The organism is Pseudomonas sp. LBUM1643 (assembly GCF_059716215.1).
Map to the genome: position 1 here is coordinate 5,014,867 of NZ_CP166813.1, position 23,741 is coordinate 5,038,607.

The 23,741-nt window shown below is 59.0% G+C and carries 25 protein-coding genes and 2 pseudogenes; 13 read left to right on the forward strand and 14 right to left on the reverse strand.

What is annotated here, in order from left to right:
* Positions 1-55: 55 nt before the first annotated feature.
* Positions 56-901, reverse strand: a pseudogene (locus ACA063_RS22565) (hypothetical protein); the annotation flags it as partial.
* A gap of 120 nt (positions 902-1,021) precedes the next feature.
* On the opposite strand from ACA063_RS22565, the gene ACA063_RS22570 reads away from it, so the two are divergent.
* Positions 1,022-2,044, forward strand: a complete 1,023-nt coding sequence (locus ACA063_RS22570; protein WP_497663437.1) for a transporter — start codon at positions 1,022-1,024, stop codon at positions 2,042-2,044.
* Between the two features lie 270 nt (positions 2,045-2,314).
* Positions 2,315-3,931, forward strand: a complete 1,617-nt coding sequence (locus tag ACA063_RS22575; protein WP_497663438.1) for an inorganic phosphate transporter — start codon at positions 2,315-2,317, stop codon at positions 3,929-3,931.
* 163 nt (positions 3,932-4,094) lie between these two features.
* On the opposite strand, the gene ACA063_RS22580 is transcribed toward ACA063_RS22575, so the two are convergent.
* Entirely contained in the window at positions 4,095-4,532 is a 438-nt protein-coding gene (locus ACA063_RS22580) for a multidrug/biocide efflux PACE transporter (RefSeq protein ID WP_497663439.1), read from the reverse strand.
* Positions 4,533-4,622: 90 nt separating this feature from the next.
* Between ACA063_RS22580 and ACA063_RS22585 the strand changes: the two genes are divergently transcribed.
* Positions 4,623-5,477 carry a LysR family transcriptional regulator gene (locus ACA063_RS22585; protein ID WP_497663440.1) on the forward strand — a complete coding sequence of 285 codons (855 nt, stop codon included), beginning with the start codon at positions 4,623-4,625 and terminating at the stop codon, positions 5,475-5,477.
* 157 nt (positions 5,478-5,634) lie between these two features.
* Here ACA063_RS22585 and ACA063_RS22590 read toward each other — a convergent pair.
* A pseudogene (locus ACA063_RS22590) lies at positions 5,635-6,150 on the reverse strand (LysR substrate-binding domain-containing protein); the annotation flags it as partial.
* A gap of 47 nt (positions 6,151-6,197) precedes the next feature.
* Here ACA063_RS22590 and ACA063_RS22595 point away from each other — a divergent pair.
* The gene (locus tag ACA063_RS22595; RefSeq protein ID WP_497663441.1) at positions 6,198-6,923 is read left to right on the forward strand and encodes an SDR family oxidoreductase; all 726 of its coding nucleotides are present in this window, start codon (positions 6,198-6,200) and stop codon (positions 6,921-6,923) included.
* Between the two features lie 127 nt (positions 6,924-7,050).
* On the opposite strand, the gene ACA063_RS22600 is transcribed toward ACA063_RS22595, so the two are convergent.
* From ACA063_RS22600 to ACA063_RS22615, 4 genes are all read right to left on the reverse strand, one after another.
* Positions 7,051-8,286 (reverse strand): RNA polymerase sigma factor, encoded by a 1,236-nt coding sequence (locus ACA063_RS22600; protein ID WP_497663442.1) that lies wholly within the window; start codon positions 8,284-8,286, stop codon positions 7,051-7,053.
* Positions 8,286-8,777 (reverse strand): SRPBCC family protein, encoded by a 492-nt coding sequence (locus ACA063_RS22605; protein WP_162438671.1) that lies wholly within the window; start codon positions 8,775-8,777, stop codon positions 8,286-8,288. The genes ACA063_RS22600 and ACA063_RS22605 overlap by 1 nt, the downstream gene beginning before the upstream one ends.
* A 26-nt stretch (positions 8,778-8,803) precedes the next feature.
* Positions 8,804-9,148 carry a YciI family protein gene (locus ACA063_RS22610; RefSeq protein ID WP_162438670.1) on the reverse strand — a complete coding sequence of 115 codons (345 nt, stop codon included), beginning with the start codon at positions 9,146-9,148 and terminating at the stop codon, positions 8,804-8,806.
* 80 nt (positions 9,149-9,228) lie between these two features.
* On the reverse strand, positions 9,229-9,654 hold the full coding sequence (locus tag ACA063_RS22615; protein WP_162438669.1) for a YybH family protein: 426 nt from the start codon (positions 9,652-9,654) through the stop codon (positions 9,229-9,231).
* A 141-nt stretch (positions 9,655-9,795) separates the two neighbouring features.
* On the opposite strand from ACA063_RS22615, the gene ACA063_RS22620 reads away from it, so the two are divergent.
* Together ACA063_RS22620 and ACA063_RS22625 are read left to right on the forward strand one after the other, a co-directional pair.
* Complete coding sequence (locus tag ACA063_RS22620; protein WP_497663443.1) at positions 9,796-10,302, forward strand: GNAT family N-acetyltransferase; 507 nt, start codon at positions 9,796-9,798, stop codon at positions 10,300-10,302.
* Positions 10,292-10,897, forward strand: a complete 606-nt coding sequence (locus ACA063_RS22625; protein WP_497663444.1) for a pyridoxamine 5'-phosphate oxidase family protein — start codon at positions 10,292-10,294, stop codon at positions 10,895-10,897. Before ACA063_RS22620 ends, ACA063_RS22625 begins: the two co-directional genes overlap by 11 nt.
* A gap of 274 nt (positions 10,898-11,171) precedes the next feature.
* On the opposite strand, the gene ACA063_RS22630 is transcribed toward ACA063_RS22625, so the two are convergent.
* From ACA063_RS22630 to ACA063_RS22640, 3 genes are all read right to left on the reverse strand, one after another.
* The gene (locus ACA063_RS22630; protein ID WP_497663445.1) at positions 11,172-11,660 is read right to left on the reverse strand and encodes a GNAT family N-acetyltransferase; all 489 of its coding nucleotides are present in this window, start codon (positions 11,658-11,660) and stop codon (positions 11,172-11,174) included.
* A gap of 45 nt (positions 11,661-11,705) precedes the next feature.
* A complete protein-coding gene (locus ACA063_RS22635) occupies positions 11,706-12,191 on the reverse strand; it encodes a GyrI-like domain-containing protein (protein ID WP_497663446.1) in 486 nt (161 codons plus the stop codon).
* Between the two features lie 68 nt (positions 12,192-12,259).
* Positions 12,260-12,922, reverse strand: a complete 663-nt coding sequence (locus ACA063_RS22640) for a LysE family transporter (protein ID WP_490147600.1) — start codon at positions 12,920-12,922, stop codon at positions 12,260-12,262.
* Between the two features lie 139 nt (positions 12,923-13,061).
* Here ACA063_RS22640 and alaC point away from each other — a divergent pair, with 139 nt between their 5' ends.
* Entirely contained in the window at positions 13,062-14,279 is a 1,218-nt protein-coding gene (gene alaC / locus ACA063_RS22645) for an alanine transaminase (protein WP_497663447.1), read from the forward strand.
* Positions 14,280-14,486: 207 nt separating this feature from the next.
* Here alaC and ACA063_RS22650 read toward each other — a convergent pair whose 3' ends face one another.
* Together ACA063_RS22650 and ACA063_RS22655 are read right to left on the reverse strand one after the other, a co-directional pair.
* Positions 14,487-15,839 carry a GntP family permease gene (locus tag ACA063_RS22650; protein ID WP_497663448.1) on the reverse strand — a complete coding sequence of 451 codons (1,353 nt, stop codon included), beginning with the start codon at positions 15,837-15,839 and terminating at the stop codon, positions 14,487-14,489.
* 82 nt (positions 15,840-15,921) lie between these two features.
* Positions 15,922-16,455, reverse strand: a complete 534-nt coding sequence (locus tag ACA063_RS22655; protein WP_497663449.1) for a gluconokinase — start codon at positions 16,453-16,455, stop codon at positions 15,922-15,924.
* Between the two features lie 215 nt (positions 16,456-16,670).
* Here ACA063_RS22655 and gntR point away from each other — a divergent pair, with 215 nt between their 5' ends.
* A complete protein-coding gene (gene gntR / locus ACA063_RS22660) occupies positions 16,671-17,702 on the forward strand; it encodes an HTH-type transcriptional regulator GntR (RefSeq protein WP_497663450.1) in 1,032 nt (343 codons plus the stop codon).
* A 187-nt stretch (positions 17,703-17,889) separates the two neighbouring features.
* On the opposite strand, the gene ACA063_RS22665 is transcribed toward gntR, so the two are convergent.
* Positions 17,890-18,771: a LysR family transcriptional regulator gene (locus ACA063_RS22665; protein ID WP_497663451.1), complete on the reverse strand. Its 882-nt coding sequence runs from the start codon at positions 18,769-18,771 to the stop codon at positions 17,890-17,892.
* Positions 18,772-18,901: 130 nt separating this feature from the next.
* Here ACA063_RS22665 and ACA063_RS22670 point away from each other — a divergent pair, with 130 nt between their 5' ends.
* From ACA063_RS22670 to ACA063_RS22690, 5 genes are all read left to right on the forward strand, one after another.
* Positions 18,902-19,333: a PACE efflux transporter gene (locus ACA063_RS22670; protein WP_497663452.1), complete on the forward strand. Its 432-nt coding sequence runs from the start codon at positions 18,902-18,904 to the stop codon at positions 19,331-19,333.
* Between the two features lie 63 nt (positions 19,334-19,396).
* Positions 19,397-20,029 (forward strand): glutathione S-transferase N-terminal domain-containing protein, encoded by a 633-nt coding sequence (locus tag ACA063_RS22675; RefSeq protein ID WP_490147606.1) that lies wholly within the window; start codon positions 19,397-19,399, stop codon positions 20,027-20,029.
* Positions 20,030-20,073: 44 nt separating this feature from the next.
* Positions 20,074-20,814 (forward strand): NAD-dependent epimerase/dehydratase family protein, encoded by a 741-nt coding sequence (locus ACA063_RS22680; protein WP_497663453.1) that lies wholly within the window; start codon positions 20,074-20,076, stop codon positions 20,812-20,814.
* A gap of 125 nt (positions 20,815-20,939) precedes the next feature.
* The gene (locus ACA063_RS22685; protein WP_497663454.1) at positions 20,940-22,367 is read left to right on the forward strand and encodes an MFS transporter; all 1,428 of its coding nucleotides are present in this window, start codon (positions 20,940-20,942) and stop codon (positions 22,365-22,367) included.
* Between the two features lie 153 nt (positions 22,368-22,520).
* Positions 22,521-23,021, forward strand: coding sequence for a hypothetical protein (locus ACA063_RS22690; protein ID WP_497663455.1), 501 nt, complete (start codon positions 22,521-22,523; stop codon positions 23,019-23,021).
* Between the two features lie 252 nt (positions 23,022-23,273).
* Here ACA063_RS22690 and ACA063_RS22695 read toward each other — a convergent pair whose 3' ends face one another.
* Positions 23,274-23,732, reverse strand: coding sequence for a methyl-accepting chemotaxis protein (locus tag ACA063_RS22695; RefSeq protein ID WP_497666569.1), 459 nt, complete (start codon positions 23,730-23,732; stop codon positions 23,274-23,276).
* Between the last annotated feature and the right edge of the window lie 9 nt (positions 23,733-23,741).

Consider the following 23,741-nt stretch of genomic DNA (forward strand, 5'->3'; position numbering starts at 1 on the left):
CTGCCAGCTTGCCCAACTCATCCTGACGGGTATTGGCCACTCGCTCGGCAAAGCGCCCCTGGCTGAGTTGCGCCACGTACTCGATCAGTTTGCGGATCGGCTCGACCAGGTTGCGATTGACCAGCCACAGGCTCAACAGGCCAATCAACAGGCCCGACGCCAACATCACCACGATCCCCAGCAACACCGTGCGATCGGCACTGGCGCTGATCACCGTCGACTGCTCGGCGCCCTGCTTTCGCAACTCGCCGACCAGTTCGCTCATCTGTTCGCTGGCCGCACGGTCGACTCCTTTGACGGCAGCGTCGCCGGCCGCTGGATCAGCACCCGCGGCCACATAGGCATCGCGCCCCTTCTGATACGCCGCGCCTAACAGGCGATGCTCATCACGCAGGCGTTCGATGCGCGTCTTGAGTGGTGGCTCGATACCTTTCTGCCCGGCCAGTTCACCGAGGATGTTTTGGACATCGCGCTGGCGGTCTTCGAACTGCTTCCAGTACTTGTCCAGGTCGGCTGGTTGCTTGCCACGCAGCAGGACGTTTTTCCATTCCTGAACCTGCACCTTGAATTGCAGGTTGGCTTCATCAATCAACTGCGACGTGTGCAAAGGTCCTTCGATCAGGTTTGCATAGCTCTGAACGCCATTGGACAGAAAGTGAAAGCAGGCCAGGGCGATCAGCAACATCGCCAGCAAGCTACCGCTCAACAAGGCAAGGATTTGTGCTCTCAGGGATTTTTGCAAAAACATCGAGGGGAGTCTCATGACAGGGGTAAGACACGCCCGGCAGGCGTGCAAGATGTCCGGACCTCCCTGTCGGCGACGCTGGTCCACGATCACATCGCGATATTCAGCATCACCGTCATCGGCGTGCCAGAGCCTTTCTTTAATGCTTTCGACCATCGGTAGTAACCCATCATCCGCGACATCTGACTGTCACAAAACGGTCAGAAGTCCTTGCGATGATCCGGCTCAAGTGAACCTGTAAAACCCGCAACAACCGCCTTCGCGCAGCGAGACCTCATGAACCACAGCATCGACCATAGCCATCGTGATCCGGACCTGTTCGGCTTACTCTACGGTTTCAGTTTTCGCCCCGGTGAGCGTGGTCGGGAAATCGATTCGGCCATGGCGTTGCAGTGCCTGGAGCATCCGCAAAGCAGCGACGACTTTCTCTGGTTGCACCTGAACCTTGCGCACGCGGCTTGTGAGCGCTGGATGAAAAGTCACCTGGGATTGCCCGACGAATTTTTCGAAGCGCTGCATGAAGGCTCGCGTTCGACGCGCATCGAACATGTCGATTCCGCCTTGCTCGCGGTGGTCAACGACGTGGTGTTCAACCTCAGCAGCATGGTGTCTTCGGACGTGTCGACGCTGTGGGTGTGCGCACGCAGCCGGTTGATCATCAGCGCGCGCCTGCAACCCCTGCACTCGGTGGACAAGCTGCGTACGTCGGTGAAGTCCGGCGAACGTTTTCGCTCCCCGCTGGAATTGCTTGTGCACTTGCTGCGCGACCAAGGTGAAGTCCTGACGCAAATCGTGCGCAGGACCAGCCTGAGCGTCGACCAGATCGAAGACGAGTTGCTGTCTTCACGGCTGTCGACCAACCGCGCCGAGCTGGGCGCCAACCGGCGGGTGCTGGTTCGCTTGCAACGCCTGCTGGCGCTGGAGCCAGGCTCGTTATTGCGTTTGCTCAATCGTCCGCCGCAATGGCTGCAGAAGGAGGACGTCAAGGAGTTGCGCAAGTCCACCGAGGAGTTCGCACTGATCATCAACGACCTCACGGCCCTGGGCGAACGGATCAAGTTGTTGCAGGAAGAAATCGCCGCCAACCTTAATGAACAAAGCAACCGCACGCTGTTCACGCTGACCGTGGTGACGGTGCTGGCGCTGCCAATCAACATCATCGCCGGCTTCTTCGGCATGAACGTCGGTGGTGTGCCGCTTTCCGGGGATCCGGAAGGGTTCTGGATTCTGGTAGCACTGGTGGCCACGTTCACCGTCATTGCGGGGCGCTGGGCGTTCCGTAAGCGCCAGGATTACTAAGATCAAAAGATCGCAGCCTGCGGCAGCTCCTACATTGATCCAGTTGGCCGCAATACCCGGATCATCGCAAAAACGGTTGGCCGCAATACCCGGATCAACACGAACCCTGTAGGAGCTGCCGAAGGTTCGGGTCGCGTTCGGACAATCTTTTGACGTTGCTTTTAAATGAGCGATCCCGCAAAAACCCCATACCCTGATCTGAAGCAGCTCCTCTGTAACATTTAGCAACGATCATGGACGGCACTCCTTCCCTCCTCAGGATTGTCCGTCATGGCTACGCCTTCTTACAGCCCCGATGTACAGGCTCGCGCGAGTAGCGCCAAGCCGCAGTTCGATAAAAAACCCGGCCTGTTCACCCTGGTGATTTTTTTCGGTGTGTTGGCCAGTGGGCTTCTGTTTACGGCCTACAGCCTGATGCAGGACATGCATGAACTTGGCACCGTGGTCACCACCTGGACGCCCTTCCTGCTGCTGGGTGTTGCCCTGCTGATCGCCCTTGGCTTTGAGTTCGTCAACGGTTTCCACGACACCGCCAACGCCGTGGCCACGGTGATCTACACCAACTCGTTGCCACCGAATTTCGCAGTGGCCTGGTCCGGCTTCTTTAACTTTCTCGGCGTGCTGCTTTCCAGCGGTGCGGTAGCGTTCGGCATCATTGCCCTGCTGCCGGTGGAATTGATTCTGCAAGTCGGTTCCTCTGCCGGTTTCGCAATGATCTTCGCCCTGCTGATCGCCGCGATTCTGTGGAACCTCGGCACCTGGTGGCTGGGTTTGCCGGCGTCGTCTTCGCACACCCTGATCGGTTCGATCATCGGCGTCGGCGTGGCCAACGCCCTGATGCATGGCCGCGACGGCACCAGCGGCGTGGACTGGGCGCAAGCGACCAAGATCGGTTACGCGCTGCTGCTTTCGCCTCTGGTCGGTTTTGGTTTCGCCGCGTTGCTGCTGCTGGCGTTGCGCGCCTTCGTCAAGAATCGTTCGCTGTACAAGGCCCCGAAAGGCAACACGCCGCCACCGTGGTGGATTCGCGGCCTGTTGATTCTGACCTGCACTGGCGTGTCATTTGCCCACGGTTCCAATGACGGCCAGAAAGGCATGGGCCTGATCATGCTGATTCTGGTGGGCACGTTGCCGATGGCTTATGCGCTGAACCGGACCATGCCAGCCGATCAGGCCTTGCAGTTTGCTGCGGTGGCGCAAGTGACCCAACAAGCGCTGGTACACAGCGCGCCACAGCCGGCGCCTGCCGATCCAAGGCCGATCCTGTCTGACTATGTGCGCAGCAAGGAAGTGACGCCGCAACTGATCCCCGCCCTCGCCGCCCTGACAGGCCACATCGGTAACGAAGTGAAGGGTTATGGCTCGCTGTCGAAGGTCCCGGCCGAAGCCATGGGCAACGTGCGTAACGACATGTACCTGACCAGCGAAACCATTCGCTTGATGGACAAGAACAAGGTCGGCAATTTCGACGCCGACACCGCCGGCAAGCTGCAACTGTTCAAGCAACAGATCGACAACGCCACGCGGTTTATTCCGCTGTGGGTGAAAATCGCCGTGGCCATCGCGCTGGGGTTGGGCACCATGGTCGGCTGGAAGCGCATCGTGGTGACCGTCGGCGAGAAGATCGGCAAGACCCATTTGACCTATGCACAGGGTGCTTCGGCGGAAACCGTGGCGATGCTGACGATTGGCGCCGCCGACCTGTTTGGCCTGCCCGTGTCGACCACGCATGTGCTGTCTTCGGGCGTCGCCGGGACGATGGTCGCCAATGGTGGCGGCTTGCAAATGAAGACCATCCGCAACCTGCTGATGGCCTGGGTACTGACATTGCCAGCGGCGATTTTGCTGTCGGGCAGTTTGTATTGGTTGTTCACGCAGTTGTTCTGATCAACGCAGATCCCCTGTGGGAGCAGGCTTTGTGGTGAGGGGATTTATCCCCGTTGGGTTGCGAAGCGACCCCAAAAAAAGGGACTGCTGCGAAGTCCAACGGGGCGGTGCGACGTTTCGCTGAATCCCCTCACCACAAGCCCGCTCCCACAGGGGTTTTGGGTTATGCCTCACAGGCGCGGCGCATCACTACTCGCTCACGCACCACGTCATATACCCAGTGGTAAACGTAGGTGTACGGCAGGAAAAACAGCAGTACACCGATATCCAGCACAAACGCCTGCCACAGGCTGACGTTCAGCCACCAGGCAATCAACGGCACGCCCAGCGCCACCAGCCCGCCTTCGAACAGCAGCGCATGCACCACGCGAACCCAGGCGTTATGCACAATGTTCAGGCGTTTGAGCAGCCGATCGAACAGGCCGTTGAAGATCACGTTCCAGGCCAGCGCCAGTGCTGCGATAACGATGGTGACGACGCCCATTTCCAGCATCGGTTTGTCCATGATCCACGCCAGCAGCGGGGTACAGATCAGGATGGCCAGTGTTTCGAAGCCGACGGCCTGCAGGAAACGTTCAGTGATGGATTTGTTAGTGCTCATGACCAGACTCCTCTGAGTGACTGTGGTTGCCATGATCCGGCACTACCCCGATACTTCATAATCAATAACCATCGATCAAGGCGATAGTTCATGGCCTCGCACGAAGTGTTGCTGGCGTTCGTCCAGGCAGCCACCCAAGGTTCGTTTTCCGCCGCGGCACGCAAGCTGGGTCGCAGTCAGTCGACCATCAGCGCCGCCGTGGCCAGCCTGGAAATCGATCTGAACCTGATCCTGTTTGACCGCAGTAGCCGCAAGCCCACCTTGACGCCAGCCGGACACGTCATGCTGCAGCGGGCCGAGGACATTCTGGCTGCCACCAGCCGGCTGGAAATGTCCGCCAGTCAACTGTCCGAGGGCGTCGAAGCCAAGCTCACCGTGGCGATTTCCGATACGTACCAGTCCGACCGATTCGAAGCGGCCCTGAGTGCTTTCGAGCAACGCTATCCCGACCTGGAGCTCGAATGCCTGATTGCCGAATGCGACGACCTGGTGGCGTTGGTGCAACGAGGTCGGGCGCACGTCGCGTTTGCCGAGATGCAGGATAGTTATCCGCCGGACCTGGTCAGTTCAACCGTCGAAGAGCGCACGGAAATTGCGTTGTTCGTATCCCGCGCGCACCCGTTGGCGACGCTGAGCCATATCGATCAGGAGGTGTTGCAGCAGCACCGCGAGCTGCGGCTGGCGACGATCGTCAATCCGTATGAAAGCCGTGCGAAAGGCCGCGTCTGGTCGGCGCCAAGTTACTTGATGCTGCTGGAAATGGCTCAGGGCGGATTTGGCTGGGCGCCGTTGCCCCGCTGGCTGGTGGGACGTTTCGACGCCGGGGCGTTAGTGGAGCTGAAGGTGCGCGGCTGGCCGAAACCGTTGTTTGTCGATGCATTGTGGTCACGCCTGCATCCGCCGGGACCGGCGGGGAGTTGGTTGCTGGGCAAGATGCTGGAGTAAACACAGATCTCTCTGTAGCAGCTGCCGAAGGCTGCGTCCGGCTGCGAAAAAGTCGTAATTTCTGACCACACGCTATAACTGGAACACCTCATCGCCTGATTTCACGACTGCTTCGCAGCCGGACGCAGCCTTCGGCAGCTGCTACAGGGGTGACGTTTCACGCAGCGTCGATATCTATCGGCCGATTGCTCTGAAAATACGCATGCAACCCTCGCATCATTGGCAATTCCAACGCCTGCGCCGCGTAACACAAACCCACTCGCCGGGTCGGTGCCGGCAGGTGCAGCGCGCGGGTCACCACCCGGTCATTCCCACTCACCAATGACTGCGGCAACATCGCCACACCGACCCCGGCCGCGACCATGTGCAGTGCCTGTTTCAACGAACCGGCATGCCCGGCCACCGCTTCCGGCGAACGCCCGTACAACGCCATCAAACGCTGATGGGAAGGATGCTGCGGACAGGTAATCCAGTCAACGATCGGCGTCCAGTGCTGGCCCGCCTCCCCGTTGGCCATCGGGTGCCCGACCGGCAATGCCATCACGTAGGACTCCTCCCACAACGGCAGGAACAATTCGTCCTCGCAGCACATCTCCTCCACCGCCAAGCGACCGTCGCCATGGCAACCCTCCTCCAGTGTCAGCAGCAAATGAGGTAGCGCCTGATGGGCCATGCTGCCTCACGTTTAGTTATTAGTTTTTCCAATTCCAGGAGTCAAGCATGAGCAAGCCATTGATCATCATCACCGGGGCCAGTTCCGGCATTGGAGAAGCGACTGCGCGTCTGTTGAGCGCTGCGGGTCATCCTCTGTTGCTGCTGGCCCGTCGGGTTGAGCGCCTGGAAGCGCTGGAACTGCCGAACACCCTCAGCCGTCGTGTCGACATCACCGACCGCGTATCGCTGCTCGCGGCGGTGGCCGAGGCTGAAGTGCTGTTCGGTCCCGCTGATCTGTTGATCAACAACGCCGGTGTCATGCTGTTGGGCGAGATGACTAAACAGGATCCGGCGCAGTGGGACCGAATGCTCGATGTCAACGTGAAGGGGTTGCTCAATGGCGTGCACGCGGTGGTCGCGGGCATGGTTGAGCGCAAACACGGCACGATCATCAACATCAGCTCGGTGGCCGGTCGCAAGACGTTCCCGAATCACGTTGCCTACGTCGGGACCAAGTTCGCGGTGCATGGCTTGTCCGAGAACCTGCGTGAAGAGCTGTCGCCGCACAATGTGCGGGTGATCACGATTGCGCCGGGGGCCGTGGAAACCGAGTTGCTCAGCCACACCACCGATGACGCGATCAAGACCGGTTACCAGGCCTGGAAACAGGACATGGGCGGCACGGTGTTGAGCGCAGAGGATGTGGCGGCGGCGATCAGCTATGCCTATCAGCAGCCGCAGAATGTGTGCATTCGGGAGATTGTGTTGGCGGCTACGCGTCAGCAGGCCTGAAATTTTTGGGCAGGTTTCAAGGGCCCCATCGCGGGCAAGCCCGGCTCCCACAGTTGACCGAGTTGCCAGGCGGACACGATCAAATGTGGGAGCCGGGCTTGCCCGCGATGGCGGCCCCGAGGTCGCCTCACTTTAATGCCCGCAACCGCCCTTCAAGAAACCGCCGCTCCGGCAGTTGCTGCGTCAACTCCAGCGCACGCCGATACGCCCCCCGCGCCTCCTCCGCCCTGCCCAGCTGCCGGCAAAACTCCGCCCGCGCTGAATGCGCCAGGTAATAGTCCAGCAGCTCACCGCGCTGCAGAATCCCGTCAACCAATGCCAACGCCGCCAACGGCCCATCCCGTTTGGAAATCGCTGCCGCCCGGTTTAGCTCGATCACCGGTGAAGGCACAGCGGCCAGCAATACGTCATACAAACCCACTATCTGCAGCCAGTCCGTTTCCTGAGCGCTCAGCGCCTCTGCATGCACTGCCGCAATCGCTGCTTGCAGGCAATACGGCCCGAACCGCCCCGTCGACAGCGCCCGTTCAATCAGCTCGCAACCTTCGCCGATCAGCTCGTTATTCCACAGCGCGCGGTCCTGTTCATCCAGCACAATCAGTTCGCCGTCGGCAGATGTCCTGGCCGGACGCCGGGACTCGTGCAATAGCATCAGCGCCAGCAGCCCCATCACTTCCGGCTCAGGCAGCAGTTCCATCAACAAACGACCCAGGCGAATGGCTTCGCGGGTCAGTTCTTCACGGGTCAATTCGGCGCCAATGGACGCCGAGTAACCCTCGTTGAACACCAGGTAAATCACCCGCAGCACGCTGTCCAGACGTTCGGGTAATTCCGCCAGGGTCGGTACTTGATAGGGGATTTTTGCATCTCGAATCTTGGCTTTGGCCCGAACGATGCGCTGAGCAATGGTGGTCGGTGTGGCGAGAAACGCTCGGGCGATTTCTTCCGTGGTCAGGTCGCACACTTCCCGCAGCGTCAATGGCACCTGCGAATCCGCCGCGAGTGCCGGGTGACAACAGGTGAAGATCAGGCGCAAGCGGTCGTCTTCCACGTCCTCATCACTCCAGTCCGACTGCTCCAGCGCCTCCAGCTGTGCGATCAGCAGGGGTCGCGACGCATTGAATCGCGCACGTCGGCGCAACACGTCAATGGCCTTGAAGCGACCGGTGGACACCAGCCACGTGCGTGGATTGTCTGGCACACCGTCTCGTTGCCAGCGTTCGACCGCGACGAAAAAGGCCTCGTGCAGCGCCTCTTCCGCGAGATCGAAATCACCCAGCAAGCGAATCAGTGTCGCCAGAATTCGCCGCGACTCTTCGCGGTAAACCTGCTCGACCCGAGCGCTGACCGACACGCCCGACATCAGTCCGGCATGCCTTCAGTGACCAACGTCACCAGCCTGTCCAGGCTCTGCCCCCAACCGTCCTCGAACCCCATGGCTTCGTGAGCCTGACGGTCCTCTTCGGACCAATGCATGGCGCGCGCGGAGTACAGCGTCTTGCCGTCGCGCTCTTCTAGAGTTACCTCTGCCGACATGAACGGTTTGCCCGAAGGGATCCAGCCAGGAATGAAGGCATCGGTGAACACCAGACGCTCGGGGGCGACGATTTCCAGAAACACGCCCAGGGTCGGATACTCCGAACCATCCGGTGCTCGCATCAGGGTGCGAAATTGGCCTCCGACCCACAGGTCCATTTCGCACTCGGGCGTGGTCATGCCGTGCGGGCCCCACCACTGGGCGAGCAAGGCTGGCTCGGTCCAGGCGCGGAAGACTTTGCGACGTGGCGCATCGATCAGGCGACTGATGGATAACTCGAACGGTGCAGGCTGTCGTTGAAGGAGTGTCGGACTCATGCAGGATCTCCTGTTGTCTTTGTTATTCAGGGATTCAACTGGCGAACGGGGCGCACCTCGACACAGCCCACCCGTGCCGCCGGAATATTTCCGGCGACCTGGAGGGCTTCATTAAGGTCCTTGGCATCGATCAGGTAGAAGCCGGCCAACTGCTCCTTGGTTTCGGCAAAGGGGCCGTCGGTAATCGACAGCTTGCCGTTGCGCATGCGTACGGTGGTCGCGGTCTGCACCGATTCCAGCGCCTCGGCGGCGATCATTCGCCCGCTGCCCTGGATCGACTCGGCATAGGCCATGCACTCGGCATCTTTGGGGCTCTCGGGCAGCGAATGCAGTTCGCGCTCACTGCTGTAGACCAGGCACAAATACTTCATGGGATTCTCCCGGATCGAACGGATCAACTATGGCTGCAGTTTGGCGTTTGGGTGTTTTTTCCCGACGACCAGCCTGATGATCAAGGTTGCAAGTCGAACAACGTGGCGCCGCTTTCCATGTCGAACGGGGCAGAAAAGTGTTCGTGGACGATGCGCCATTGGCCCGCGTCGCGACGATAGCCGGCTGTACCGCGCATCCAGCAGGCCTGGGTTTCACCCTTGTCATTGGTACCGCCGCAATGGGCCAGCCAATGGGCGAAAGCGATCTGTTCGCCGGTCACGATGTTGATCTGGTGAAACTCGAAAATGTGCGGGCCCGGGCACATTTCCATGCACGCCTGCCAATGCGCGCGGTAGGCGGCCTTGCCCTTGAATTGCAGGGCTTTGACCGCATCGAACGAGACGATGTCATCAGCATACAGAGCCATGACTTTATCGATATCCTTGGCGATGACGGCCTGTTGGTAGGTATCAATCAGGCTCTGGATTTCGGCGTGTGCGCTCATGAGGGTTCTCCGTGTTTATTGTTGTGAAGACACCCTTAGTCGTCTGAACCGACGCCAATTCGACACGCCAAATAAAAATAATCCACGGACACAAACTCGCTAGAATTCGAGGCTCAATTCAGTTGGAACAAGGACACTCCAGTGGCAGCCCAGCTTGTGCCTTACGAAAGCCTGAACACGCTCCAGCGCCAACAGGTCGAGGCCATCGAAGTGCATCAGGAACAAATCAGGTTCTGCGGCGACATCCACGGAGCGCTGCATTCCCTGCTGTCCAAACCCGGCCCCGGCGTCAAAGGATTTGCCCTGCTGGTCGAAGGTGTTCCCGTCGCGTTCCTGCTGCTCAAGCGCCCGCCGGTATTGCCTGCCTGGGCTAACGAACACAGCGCCACGCTGCATGCACTGCAAGTCGATCAACGGGCCCAGGGCAAAGGCTACGGCAAGGCTTGCCTGCAAGCGCTGCCGGACAGGGCGCGCCAGGCCTGGCCGGAGATCAAGGGACTGGAACTGTCGGTGGACGCGGACAATGAAGCGGCGATCGCGCTTTACGTAAAATTCGGCTGGGTCGATACCGGCGAAGCGTACAAGGGCCGTATCGGTTTTGAACGGCGCATGGGTCTGTTTTTTCAAGGAGATAATTATGCTCAATAGCATCGAAGCACTGGAGGCCATTTATGGCCAACCCCACGATCGCGCTGTGCGCAAACAAATCCCTTTCTTGAACGAAGATTATCAGGCGATGGTCCGTGCTTCCCCGCTCGTGATCATCAGCTCGGTCGGCCCGGATGGCATGGACGGTTCGCCAAGGGGTGACATGCCGGGTTTCGTGCGGATTATCGATTCGCGAACGCTGGCCATTCCGGACCGTCCGGGCAACAACCGCATCGACACCCTGCGCAATGTCGTGCTGGATTCAAGGGTGTCATTGCTGTTCATCATTCCGGGGATTGGCGAGACCTTGCGGGTTAACGGCACCGCGCAGATAAGTGCCGAGCCGGAGCTGTTGAACAGCTTCGCGGTGAACGGCAAACCCGCGCGCACAGTGATGCTGGTGACAGTGGAGACGGCGTATTTTCATTGCTCGAAGGCGATGGTGCGTTCCGATGTGTGGAACCCGCAGACCTACCTCGACCGCTCTGCCCTGCCGACTGCGGGCGCGTTTCACAAGCGTTTGAATGATGGGGAGTTCGATGCCGAGACCTATGACCGGGAAGCGCCGGCGAGGGTGCGCGACAGTCTTTACTGACACATCGGATTCACTGGATCTGCTGGATATGCTGGATATGCTGGATATGCTGGACTCACCCGATCCACTGTAGGAGCTGCCGCAGGCTGCGATCTTTTGATCTTGTTTTGAAGAGCAAGATCAAAAGATCGCAGCCTGCGGCAGCTCCTACAGGGAAATGCGATGACAACGTCAGCGGCAGCGCCGACGGGGAAACGGGATGACAACGTCAGCGGCAGCGCCGACGGGGAAACGGGATGACAACGTCAGCGGCAGCGCCGACGGGGGATTGGGTTTACAACGTCAGCACCATCTCATGCCACGCCATCCCGCCGTGATCCGACGTCGATGGCTTGACGTACGCAAACCCGAACCCGGCGTAAAACGGCACATGCCGCTCCTTGCACATCAGGTTGATGCTGACCTTGCCCATGGCCCGCATGCGCTCGATGAAATCTTCCATCAAACGCTTCGCCACACCCTGCCCCTGATAATCCGGATGAACCACCACTGACATGATCACCACATGAGGGCCTGCCGGGTCGTGGCCGATCAGTTCCTTGAACGCCTCGTCCGACATTTCCACTTCAAACGCCGCACCGGAATTGATGAAACCGGCGACAACGCCCTCCACCTCGGCGACGATGAAACCTTCGGGCCAAGTGGCAATGCGGGTCGCGATTTTTTCACGAGTCGCGGCTTCGTCGCCTTCGTAGGCGACGGTTTCGATGCTGTAGCAGCGGTCCAGGTCAGCAGGCGTGACGTGGCGAATAACAAGTGTCATGGCAACTCGAAGTCAGCGATGAAGAAGGTTGGCGATCATAAATTATTACGCCTTGAGCGGCAGCCAGATTTCCAGCACGCCGGTGTTGAGTTTCGGATTGTAGTCTTCGCTGTAACGCTCGAATTCCGGAGCGTCCGCCGCCTCGTATCCGGATTGCGGCAGCCAGGTATGCCAGATGTATTGAAAGACCTCCGGCAGTTTATCCAGCGAGCCCTTGTGCTCGAATACCGCATAGTACTGAGGTTGAACTTCGACCCAGCGATATTTCTCGGGCAGGTCATCGAGCTTGCTGATTTCGACACCGGCGATGTATTCGAAACCACCCTTGCCATCCGGATTGCAGCAGATGCCGTAGGTCACTTCGCTTTTTTGACCGGGAATCTTGCCGATCTCGGGGATGAATTGTTCCCACAGATCGGGGATGCCGCTGGCGGTTTGCTGGGTAAAACGTCCGCCAAGTCCTGCGATCAGCAGGAAATGCCCATTTTCAAAGCGAGGCTCAGCCAGATCCACGCGTGCTTGCTCGTCCATGACTCGACTCCTGGAATGAAAAAAGTGGGTTCGGCTGGGAGTATAGAAGCCAAATCCGATTCGCCAAATTACAAGGTGTGCAATTGCTCGACGGCACCGCTGCCGACAAACTCGTTGTAGCCCGATAGGATCACGTACACCGCGAAATAGCAGAAGATCGCCGCTGATGCCATGTAGGAATAGCGCAGCAATTTGTCACCCAGCAACTTGCCGCCATGGCTCGCCGCGAAGCACAGACCGGCACTCCAGAGCAGTCCGGCAAAGAAGAATCCACTCAAGAACAACGCCGAACTGACCGGGCCAGCAGCGCCGGAACGGGCGATCAAGGTGCCACCCACCGCCGCGAACCAGAGAATGGCGCTAGGGGACGACATGGCGAGGAAGATCCCGCGGAAAAACTCCTTACGATGTGAGTTCTGCCCCACCTCCGCCGTTTGTGCCAGCACCGCTTCGTGATGAATCGCCGAATAGATCATCTTCGCCGCGAAATACACCAGCAGTGCCGAACCGCCAATCCACAACACCCAGCGCACGGTTTCGTATTGCAGCAAAACCGTCATGCCCGCCAGCGCCAGCACGGCGTAAATCAGGTCGCCGACGCACGTGCCCAAGCCCAGCGCAAAGCCTTGAAAATAGCCGCGTTGCATGGCCAGGGTGATCATCGCGATATTGGCTACGCCAATGTCCAGGCACAGCGAAAGGCTCAGCAAGAAGCCACTGGTGAATTCCATCGACGGGTTTCCTTGGGAAAAATTTGTTTACAAACTCGCTGGACAGTTTGCCACAGCTGCCCTTACATTCCGCCACAGGCCACCGCAGTGGCCAGCGTCGCTCGGACGGTTCCGGGCGCTTACGTTATCCGAGGCAATAATGGCCGAACAAGGTTCGCCGCGCCGCTTTGCGCGCATAGATCGACTCCCCCCTTACGTTTTCAACATCACTGCCGAGCTGAAGATGGCCGCCCGCCGCCGTGGCGAAGACATCATTGACTTCAGCATGGGCAATCCTGACGGCCCGACGCCGCCGCACATTGTCGAAAAACTCGTCACCGTCGCTCAGCGCGAAGACACCCACGGGTATTCCACGTCCAAGGGCATTCCGCGCCTGCGTCGGGCGATTTCCAACTGGTACAAGGATCGCTACGAAGTCGATATCGACCCGGAAAACGAGGCCATCGTCACGATCGGTTCCAAGGAAGGCCTGGCTCATCTGATGCTGGCGACCCTTGATCAGGGCGACACCGTGCTGGTGCCGAACCCAAGCTACCCGATTCACATCTACGGTGCCGTGATTGCCGGCGCCCAGGTGCGGTCGGTGCCGCTGATTCCGGGTGTGGATTTCTTCGCTGAACTCGAACGCGCCATTCGAGGGTCAATCCCGAAGCCGAAAATGATGATCCTCGGCTTCCCGTCCAACCCGACGGCCCAGTGCGTGGAGCTCGATTTCTTCGAGCGAGTGATCGCACTCGCCAAGCAGTACGATGTGCTGGTCGTGCACGACCTGGCCTACGCCGACATCGTCTACGACGGCTGGAAAGCCCCGTCAATCATGCAGGTGCCGGGCGCCAAGGACATTGCGGTGGAGTTTTTCACCCTGTCCAAGAGCTACAACATGGCGGGCTGGCGTATCGGCTTCATGGTCGGCAACGCGGAACTGGTCAACGCCCTGGCGCGGATCAAGAGTTACCACGACTACGGCACGTTTACCCCGCTGCAAGTCGCGGCCATTGCGGCGCTGGAAGGCGATCAGCAGTGCGTCAAAGACATCGCCGAACAGTATCGCCAGCGTCGCAACGTGCTGGTCAAAGGCCTGCATGAACTGGGCTGGATGGTCGAAAACCCGAAAGCCTCGATGTACGTCTGGGCCAAGATTCCTGAGGCGTATGCGCACATGGGTTCGCTGGAGTTCGCCAAGAAACTGCTGGCCGAGGCCAAGGTCTGCGTCTCGCCGGGTGTGGGGTTCGGGGAGTACGGGGATGATCACGTGCGCTTCGCACTGATCGAAAACCAGGACCGGATTCGCCAGGCGGTACGCGGGATTCGCGGGATGTTCAGGGCAGATGGGTTGGTCACAAAAACCAACAACTGATAGATGCCACCTGACACTGACATTTGACACTGACACCTGCCCCTGTAGGAGCTGTCGAGAGAAACGAGGCTGCGATCTTTTGATCTTGCTTTCACCGGATAAAGATCAAAAGATCGCAGCCTCGTTTCTCTCGACAGCTCCTACAGGAGATTTAATCGCGCATAAAAAAACCGCATCGCTGCGGTTTTTTTATGTCTGGCGATACCCTTAAACGAACATCGACAACAACAGAATAAAGCTCAGCGCCACCACGGACAGGATGGTTTCCATCGCGGTCCAGGTCTTGAAGGTTTCTGCCACGGTCATGTTGAAGTACTGCTTCACCAGCCAGAAACCGGCGTCGTTGACGTGGGACAGCACCAACGAACCGGCACCGGTCGCCAGCACCAGCAGCTCACGGTTCACACCTGGAATCATCCCCACTACCGGCACCACGATGCCCGCGCCAGTGATGGTTGCCACGGTGGCAGAACCGGTTGCTATACGAATCACCGCGGCTACCAGCCAGGCCAACAGGATCGGCGAGATCTGTGCGTTGACCGCCATGTGGCCGATCACATCGCCCACGCCGCTGGTGACCAGCATCTGCTTGAAGCCACCGCCCGCGCCGATGATCAGAATGATCGCCGCCGTCGGTGCCAGGCTCGCGTCGAGCAATTTGAGAATGCGTTTGGAATCGATGCCCTGACGGTGACCGAAGGTGTACAGCGACAGCAGCAAGGCCAGCAGCAACGCCGAGATCGGGTGACCGATCATGTCCATCCACGTGCGGAAGAAGTGGCCATCCGGCAGCGCGACGTCGGCAAATGTTTTCAGCAGCATCAGGAACACCGGGAGCAGCACGGTAATCAGGGTGATGCTGAAGCTTGGCAGGTTGGTCGCTTCCGGCTCGCGAGCCAGTTGATCCACCAGTTCCTGGTTGGCATGGCCCGGGATGTACTTGGCGATGAACGTACCGAAAATCGGCCCGGCAATGATGGCGGTTGGCAGCGCCACGATCAGCCCGTACAGAATGGTTTTACCGATGTCGGCACCGAACACGCCAATGGCCAGCAACGGACCCGGGTGTGGCGGAACCAGACCGTGCACCGCCGACAGACCGGCGAGCAGCGGGATACCGATCTTGATGATCGACACGCCGGTACGCCGCGCAACGATGAACACCAGCGGAATCAACAGCACGAATCCGATTTCGAAGAACAGCGGAATGCCGACCAGGAAGGCGGCGAACATCATCGCCCACTGCACCTTGTCCTTGCCGAACGCACGAATCAGGGTCTGGGCAATCTGATCCGCCCCGCCCGACTCCGCCATCATTTTGCCGAGCATCGTGCCCAGCGCCAGGATGATCCCGACGAAACCGAGCACCCCACCGAAGCCGTCCTGGAACGCCTTGATGATGGTGCCGATCGGCATACCGGAGGTCAGGCCGAGGAATGCTGCGGCGATAATCAGGGCAATGAACGGGTGAAACTTGAACTTGGTGATCAGGACGATTAGCCCGATCACCGTCACCACTGCATCGAGCAGCAGGAACGTCTCGTGGGACATGCCAAACATTAGGGGTGTCTCCTGGTTGTTGTTGTTATTAAAGCGGGTAATTCGCAAGCCATCAGGACAGGGCTATCTTTTTGAGCAAAACTCATACGGCGAGTTTCAGGCCGTGTTCGAGCCACCAGCGGTGCGCTTGAACGGCCAACTCATCGACGCTGTGAATGGAAGCGTCCAGTGCCAGGGTCAGAGGCTCGCCCTTGGGCGACTCGAGTGTGGCGAACTGGCTGTCGATCAGGGTCGAGGGCATGAAGTGGCCGGGCCGATGAGACACACGCTCGGCGGCAACTTCAGGCGTTAACTCGAGGAACACGAAACCCAGGCCCGGCAAGGCACTGCGCAACACTTCGCGATAACTGTGTTTGAGAGCCGAGCAGGTCAACACCGGGCGTTCGCCCTTGGCATCGACGCGGCGCAACTCGACGCACAGGCTGTCGAGCCAGCCGGCACGGTCTAGATCGTTCAGGGGGATACCCGCGCTCATCTTTTCGATGTTGGCGGCAGGGTGGAAAGTATCGCCTTCAATGGCAGTCGCGCCGCTGAGCTGGCACAACGCTTCACTGACGCAAGTTTTGCCGCAACCGGCAACACCCATGATGACCAGGGCGGTGATGGGATGATTCATGTAACACCTCAGCGCGCAGACAGCGCTACCTTTGTCAGTTAGGACACTCGACTAAAAGTAGAAGTTGCCGACGCCTTCTTGTCATTTTTGTGGGTTGCAGCATTTTCGTTCCCAACGCCGAAAAGCGAGGTTCAGGCAAAACTCGCTTACGCATTTGCAGCTGCTTCGGGACAGCGCTACCTTAGTGCCTCGAATTTTGTTTGGCAAGCCGTCCGATGATCTCCTCTAAAAACGATAAAAATACGCGCACCACTGGCCGCCCTACCCTGAACGAAGTCGCCCGGCTGGCCGGCGTCAGCCCGATCACGGCCTCCCGCGCCTTGCGAGGAGTCAGTACCGTGGCCACCGAACTGGTGGAAAAAGTCCAGAAAGCCGCCCTCGAACTCAACTACGTGGTCAACCCTGCCGCCCGTGCGCTGGCCTCTGCCCAGGGCCATTCGGTGGTGGTGCTGGTGCCGTCGCTGTCCAACCTGTTGTTCATCGATACGCTGGAAGCCATTCATCAGGTTTTGCGCCCCAAGGGCTTCGAAGTGCTGATCGGCAACTTCCACTACTCCCGCGACGAAGAAGAAAACCTGCTGCGCAACTACATGGCGTATCAGCCTCGCGGCTTGCTGCTGACCGGTTTCGACCGCACCGAAAGCTCGCGACGGATGATCGAAGCCAGCAACATTCCGTGCGTGTACATGATGGAACTGGACAGTGCGGCCGGCTTGAACTGCGTGGGCTTTTCGCAACTCGCGGCGGGCGAAACCGCGGCGCAACATTTGCTGTCCCGCGGCCGCAAGCGCCTGGCCTACATCGGCGCGCAGCTGGATCAACGCACCTTGCTGCGCGGTGAAGGCTTCCGCAAAGCGCTGCAAAAGGCTGGCCTTTACGACCCGGATCTGGAGATCCTGACCCCTCGAGCGTCGTCTGTCGGGTTGGGCGGGGAGTTGTTTCTGCAACTGATGGCCAGTCACCCGGATGTCGATGCGATTTTCTTCGGCAACGACGACCTGGCTCAGGGTGCGCTGCTGGAGGCGATGCGCTGCGGGATCAAGATCCCCGAACAAGTGGCGATCCTCGGCTTCAACGACCTGCCGGCTTCGGCCCACATGGTCCCGCGCCTGAGCAGCATCAGCACGCCGCGCGAGGCCATTGGCCGTCGTTCGGCAGAGTTGATGCTGACCTTGCTGGCCGGCAACACGGTGGCCAAACCGGTGCAGGACATGGGGTTTGAATTGAAGGTGCGCGAGAGTACGTAGTGTCTTCGTAGGAGCTGAGCTGCGTAGGAGCTGCGTAGGAGCTGTCGAGTGAAACGAGGCTGCGATCTTTTGATTTTGTTTTTTAAAGTGCAAGATCAAAAGATCGCAGCCTCGTTTCACTCGGCAGCTCCTACAGGGATAGGGGCGGATCCAGGGTCAGGCGTCTGGTGGCAGGAGTCATCAGTCGTCAGGACTTCGCGTTCGCCAAGCGCTCCACAAACGCCAACGCGCCCTTCTGCAACGGCTGACTCTTGAGCCATACCGCATGCACCGGCAGCACCAACCCGTTCTCGATGTTGCGAAAACTCAGGCGCTTGAGCCGCCCCGCGTCGAGCAATGGCTGGACCACTGACAACGGAAAATTCCCCCACCCCAAGCCGGCCTCGACCATGTCCAGCGCCATCGCCAGTGTGTCGGTGCGCCAGCAGGATTCGGCCACCAATGGCCGTGTATCGCTGATCGGCAAGTCGCGGCTGGCGACGATGATTTGCCGCACGTTCACCAAATCCTCCAGATACAGATCCTGCCCCTGGAACAGCGGATTGTCCGCCGAGAGCGTGGCGATCATCCGTTCCGTGCCGACAAACTGGAAACGTTCAAGCACGTTCATGCTCAACCCGGCGAAGGCCAGGCAAACGCTGACCCTGCCGCTGTGCAACATGGCCAACACATCATCCTGCGGTGCGCTGAGCACTTCGATTTCCAGCAGCGGGTGTCGTTCGGTGATGACCTTGATCGCCGCCATCAGTCGACGCTTGTCGATGTCTGCCACCACGCCAATCGACAACTTGCTTTCCAGGCCCAACGACAACTCAATGGCATGCACCTGCAACTGCTTGAGCTGCTCGGCGATCAGGCGTGCATGGGGCATCAGCGCATGGGCCATGGCAGTCGGTACCGGTTCCCGATGGCTACGATCGAACAGCAAGTAACCCAATTCTGCTTCGAGGTTGGCGATGCCCATGCTCACCGCCGACGGCACTTTGCCCAACGCGCGAGCGGCGGCAGAAAACGAGCCGCGCTCGATCACCGCGAGAAACAGTTCGATGCTGTCACTGTTGAAATTCATTACTCTTCCTATCAATAAAACTGAAAGCTTCTGACTTTTTCTGTCAATACCATTGAAGCTATCTTGCGCCGCCTCTGCCAGTCAGTCTTCAGAAAACTGGCATCACGTTGTCCGAAAGAGGCCGTCCCCCATGCAAGGTGTTAAACGCAAACTAGTTTATGTATCGCTGTACGAAATCATCGGCATGACCTTCTCGGCGCTAGGCCTGGCCTTATTGTCCGGCACATCTCCCGGGAGCACTGGCCCGCTGGCCGTGGTCATTACCACCATCGCCGTGACCTGGAATTTCATTTACACATCGCTTTTCGAACGCTGGGAAAGCCGTCAGTCTTCGCGCACCCGCACGGTTAAACGACGCATCGCCCATGCGGTGGGATTTCAACTAACCTTGATAGTGTTTCTGATCCCGCTGATTGCCTGGTGGATGAACATCAGCCTGGTACAAGCCTTCCTGCTGGATCTGGCATTGATCCTCTTCATTCCCTGCTACACCTTCGCGTTCAACTGGCTGTTTGACCGTACGTTTGGTTTGCCAGCCTCGGCGTTACCGGACCCGGCCTGAGTCGCATCTTGGCCGACACGCTGTTAGATTCCTGAAGCGTCGAATCGCTAAAGGAGTAGCTCAATGGAACACGCACTGAAAATTCTCGGTAAAGCATCCTCGATCAACGTCAGAAAAGTCCTGTGGACCTGCGACGAATTGAGCGTTTCCTACGAACGCGAGGACTGGGGCAGCGGTTTCGCATCGACCCACAGCCCCGAGTTCATCAAGCTCAACCCCAACGCCCAGGTGCCGGTGATCATTGATGACGCCGGCGTGTTATGGGAGTCCAACACCATCTGCCGCTACCTGGTCGGCAAACACCACCACACCGATCTGCTGCCCACCGAGCCTGCCGCTCGCGCCCGGGTCGAACAGTGGATGGACTGGCAGGCCACCGAGCTCAACCCCTCCTGGAGTTATGCGTTCACGGCGCTGGTGCGCAAGGATCCGGAATATCAGGACCCGCACCGTCTAGCCGTCGGCGTGCGCGGCTGGAACCAGAAGATGGCCATCCTCGAACAGCAGCTCAAGGCAACCGGTGCTTATGTCGCCGGTCCTCACTTCACCTTGGCCGACATCGTCGTCGGTCTTTCAGTCAACCGCTGGCTGATGACACCGATCGATCGCCCCGACTACCCCGCCGTCGACGAATACTTTCAACGGCTGGCCCAACGTCCCGGATTTCTGAAACATGGCTGCAATGGCTTGCCCTAGCGCACCCGAAACACCCTTCTGTACCGACTTGAAAAGAGAGACACATGAACGGACTCAACGTACTGCTGACCGGTGCCTGCGGCAGAATCGGCAAAACCTTTTTTGAAGCCTCGAAAGACCGCTACAACTTTGTCCTGACGGATCGCATTGAACCCGACTTCGCAGTCGACGCTCCTCATCGTTTCCTGCGCCTGGACCTGGCTGACGCTTCAGCCGTAGGCAATGCCCTGGAAGGCATCGAAGTAATCGTGCACCTGGCCGGCATCCCGCACGCCACCGCATCGTTCGATGAGTTGCTGCCCAACAACATTCTCGCCACCACCTACCTGTTCGAAGCCGCCGTCGCCGCCGGGTGCAAGCGGCTGGTGTTCGCCAGCAGTGCGCAAACCATCGAAGGCTATCCGGTGGATCGGCAAATCACGCCGGGCATGCAGGTGATGCCGGCCAATCTCTACGGCGTCAGCAAGTGCTATGGCGAGGCGTTGTGTGGGTACTACGCCGCCAAACGCGGGCTTTCGACCATCGCCCTGCGCATCGGCGCTTTCGAATTCCCCGACCGCCATGAACTGACCAATGCCCGTGATCTGAGTGCCTGGCTCAGCCCTCGAGATGCGGTGCAATTGCTGCAACGCTCGGTGGAAGTTGAAGGTGTGCAACACCTGATTGCCCATGGCATCTCCAACAACCGCTTCAAGCGGCTGGACCTCAGCGAAACGACGCGAGTGCTTGGCTATGAGCCGGTGGATGACGCGTTTCAACAGTTCGACATCCCCATTGCGCCATAAATCGCCAAGACGAGTACTGTTCTTGCAATAAATCAGCGAATTCTTGTGTAAATGCGCCGGGATTCGCATACACCTGATTCCGATAGCAGGCTAAGCTTCTCCATCAACAAAAATTGGATCAGCATATGTCTGCGCGCACCCTCGCCTCCTTCAGCCAAGCGGACGGTATCGATCCCGTCCACGCCGCTCAAATCTCCGCTCGCATCGACCGTCTGCCTGCCGTTTCAACGATCTGGAAACTGGTGGCGCTGCTTTCTATCGGTGGTTTTTTCGAGCTGTACGATCTTTTCCAGACGGCCTACATCAGCCCGGGCCTGATTCGCGATGGCATCTTCGCGACAGGCAGTCAGGGCGTGTTCGGTTTTTCCGATCAGGCAGCGTTTGCCTCGGCGACCTTCCTCGGGTTGTTTCTTGGCGCAAGCCTGCTGAGTCCACTGGCGGACCGCTTCGGTCGCCGCGCGATCTTCACCTTTGCCTTGATCTGGTACACCGTCGCGACAGTCGCGATGGGGGTTCAGAGTTCGGCCCTGGGGATTATCTGCATGCGCTTTCTGGTGGGCATTGGGCTGGGCATCGAACTGGTGACCATCGACGCGTATCTCTCGGAACTGGTCCCCAAACGCATGCGCAGTTCCGCGTTTGCCTTCGCGTTTTTCGTGCAGTTCCTGTCGGTGCCAGCGGTGGCATTGATGTCGTGGTGGCTGGTGCCGCAAGCGCCCTTCGGTGTCTCGGGCTGGCGTTGGGTGGTGTTGGCGAGCGCAGTGTTTGCCTTGTTTATCTGGTGGCTGCGTTCGCGCTTGCCGGAGTCTCCGCGCTGGCTGGCCCAGCACGGTCGATTCGACGAGGCCGGCAAGATTCTCGATGACATCGAAGCGCGTTGCGTGAAGGATCAAGGCAAGGCGCTGGACGAGCCGGAACCGGCTGAGGTGGACGTTCAAGGCAAAGGTCGTTTCGCCGATATCTGGCAGCCCCCGTTTCGTCGCCGGGCTCTGATGCTGATTGTGTTCCATGTGTTTCAAGCCATCGGTTTCTTCGGCTTTGGCAACTGGCTGCCGGCGTTGCTGTCCGGGCAAGGGGTGAGTGTGACCCACAGCCTGATGTATGCCTTCATCATTACCCTCGCCTACCCGCTCGGGCCTTTGCTGTTCGTGAAGTTCGCCAACCGTTTTGAAAACAAATGGCAGATCGTCGGTTCAGCGCTGGGCGCGATGACGTTCGGTACGCTGTTCGCGTGGCAAACCAGTGCGTTCGGCCTGATTTTCTGTGGGGTGATGATCACCTTCTGTAATGCCTGGTTGAGCTTCAGTTATCACTCTTATCAAAGCGAACTGTTCCCCACCAACATCCGCGCCCGTGCGGTCGGGTTCTGTTATTCGTTCAGTCGATTGTCGACGGTATTCAGCAGCCTGCTGATCGGGATATTTCTCGAGCACTTCGGCACGCCTGGCGTGTTGGCGTTCATCGTCAGCAGCATGCTGATCGTAATGATCACTATCGGCTGGTTCGGCCCACGGACCCGCAACCTGGCACTGGAAAACATTGCCCATCGTTGACCGCAACGCGGACGAGGGATGCCGCCAAGCGGCAACCGGCCTCCGCCTTCGTTGCACGGCATCGCGCTGGCCCCTTGAAAACAAGGGGCTCGGCTGACGGCATGCAAATTGCTCCTACCGTTGGATCAGCCATTACCTGCAGGTTTATCCATCATGTTGGTCAGTGCAAAACAGACACACATCGTTCAACCCCCGCAACGCACGGACATGGACCCTACGACGGCGGCCGCCAGCGCGCTGTACAGCGGGTTGATCCAGAACGTCCAGAACAATGCCGTTACGCCCACCGCGCAGGCCAGCGACACCAGCAAGATCAGCGACAACGTCAATGAAGCGTTCGCGAAAACCCGCATCAACCTGCAAGCGACCGACGCGTCGACAGTACCTGCGTCGAGCGATAGCACGGCCATGAGCGACTTCAAGGACTACATGAGCAAGACGCCGGAACAGCGTCTGCGCGACAGCCTTTTGAAAGAGATGGGGCTGACGGAAGAGGAGGTGAAAGCCATGCCACCGGAGCAGCAAAAGGCGATCGGCGAAGCGCTTGCACAGCGCATGGAAGACCGGATGAAACTGGCGAAAACCGAGACCGCCGATAGCAGTGCCGACAAGGACGATGGCCAAGTGGTAGACAAGTTCCTGGCCGCGCTTTGAATGCGCACGTAAAAGCCCTGTAGACGCCTGCAAGACCCCTGTAAGATTCCTGTAAGACCCCTGTAGGAGCTGTCGAGTGAAACGAGGCTGCGATCTTTTGATCTTGTTATTTCCAAACAAAGATCAAGATCAAAAGATCGCAGCCTCGTTTCACTCGACAGCTCCTACAGGGATCAGGGGATCTGAGAATCTGGGGTCACGAATCCGCATTCAGAGTTCAGGAATCAGGGGGCATAGCTCGCGTCTCGGGGTTCAATTCAACTGCAACGTCGAGTTGAACTGGCTGATCGCATCCACCACATGCCGCGAGCCTTGTTGGATCTCCAGGATCACCTCGCCCGCCTCGTTCGCCAGTTCAACGCCAAGCCCGGTACGGCTCAAGCTCGATTGCATGCTCGTGACCGCACTCAGCGACAGGTCGTGGTTCCTGCGCACCACCTCGACAATCTCCAGTGTCGCCTGACTGGTTCGCGCCGCGAGGCTGCGGACTTCGTCGGCCACCACCGCAAACCCGCGCCCGTGTTCGCCTGCCCGAGCCGCCTCGATGGCGGCGTTGAGTGCCAACAGATTGGTTTGATCGGCAATTCCGCGAATGGTCTGGACGATGGTGCCGATGATGTCGGACTGCTTGCTGACCGCATCAATACTCAGGGCGGCTTCGTTCAAATCGCGGGAAATGTCCTGGATGATCTGCACGGTTTGTTGCACCACCTGCGATCC

Coding starts and splice junctions, on each gene's coding strand:
- ACA063_RS22600 (WP_497663442.1), bottom strand. CDS start 8,286: ATGTCGGGCGTGTCGGTCAGCGCTCGGGTCGAGCAGGTTTACCGCGAA.
- ACA063_RS22655 (WP_497663449.1), bottom strand. CDS start 16,455: ATGAATCATCCCATCACCGCCCTGGTCATCATGGGTGTTGCCGGTTGC.
- ACA063_RS22665 (WP_497663451.1), bottom strand. CDS start 18,771: ATGAATTTCAACAGTGACAGCATCGAACTGTTTCTCGCGGTGATCGAG.
- gntR (WP_497663450.1), top strand. CDS start 16,671: ATGATCTCCTCTAAAAACGATAAAAATACGCGCACCACTGGCCGCCCT.
- ACA063_RS22625 (WP_497663444.1), top strand. CDS start 10,292: ATGCTCAATAGCATCGAAGCACTGGAGGCCATTTATGGCCAACCCCAC.
- ACA063_RS22680 (WP_497663453.1), top strand. CDS start 20,074: ATGAACGGACTCAACGTACTGCTGACCGGTGCCTGCGGCAGAATCGGC.
- ACA063_RS22615 (WP_162438669.1), bottom strand. CDS start 9,654: ATGAGCGCACACGCCGAAATCCAGAGCCTGATTGATACCTACCAACAG.
- ACA063_RS22685 (WP_497663454.1), top strand. CDS start 20,940: ATGTCTGCGCGCACCCTCGCCTCCTTCAGCCAAGCGGACGGTATCGAT.
- ACA063_RS22640 (WP_490147600.1), bottom strand. CDS start 12,922: ATGGAATTCACCAGTGGCTTCTTGCTGAGCCTTTCGCTGTGCCTGGAC.
- ACA063_RS22670 (WP_497663452.1), top strand. CDS start 18,902: ATGCAAGGTGTTAAACGCAAACTAGTTTATGTATCGCTGTACGAAATC.
- ACA063_RS22605 (WP_162438671.1), bottom strand. CDS start 8,777: ATGAGTCCGACACTCCTTCAACGACAGCCTGCACCGTTCGAGTTATCC.
- alaC (WP_497663447.1), top strand. CDS start 13,062: ATGGCCGAACAAGGTTCGCCGCGCCGCTTTGCGCGCATAGATCGACTC.
- ACA063_RS22650 (WP_497663448.1), bottom strand. CDS start 15,839: ATGTTTGGCATGTCCCACGAGACGTTCCTGCTGCTCGATGCAGTGGTG.
- ACA063_RS22610 (WP_162438670.1), bottom strand. CDS start 9,148: ATGAAGTATTTGTGCCTGGTCTACAGCAGTGAGCGCGAACTGCATTCG.
- ACA063_RS22635 (WP_497663446.1), bottom strand. CDS start 12,191: ATGGACGAGCAAGCACGCGTGGATCTGGCTGAGCCTCGCTTTGAAAAT.
- ACA063_RS22630 (WP_497663445.1), bottom strand. CDS start 11,660: ATGACACTTGTTATTCGCCACGTCACGCCTGCTGACCTGGACCGCTGC.
- ACA063_RS22595 (WP_497663441.1), top strand. CDS start 6,198: ATGAGCAAGCCATTGATCATCATCACCGGGGCCAGTTCCGGCATTGGA.
- ACA063_RS22580 (WP_497663439.1), bottom strand. CDS start 4,532: ATGAGCACTAACAAATCCATCACTGAACGTTTCCTGCAGGCCGTCGGC.
- ACA063_RS22675 (WP_490147606.1), top strand. CDS start 19,397: ATGGAACACGCACTGAAAATTCTCGGTAAAGCATCCTCGATCAACGTC.
- ACA063_RS22570 (WP_497663437.1), top strand. CDS start 1,022: ATGAACCACAGCATCGACCATAGCCATCGTGATCCGGACCTGTTCGGC.
- ACA063_RS22585 (WP_497663440.1), top strand. CDS start 4,623: ATGGCCTCGCACGAAGTGTTGCTGGCGTTCGTCCAGGCAGCCACCCAA.
- ACA063_RS22575 (WP_497663438.1), top strand. CDS start 2,315: ATGGCTACGCCTTCTTACAGCCCCGATGTACAGGCTCGCGCGAGTAGC.
- ACA063_RS22690 (WP_497663455.1), top strand. CDS start 22,521: ATGTTGGTCAGTGCAAAACAGACACACATCGTTCAACCCCCGCAACGC.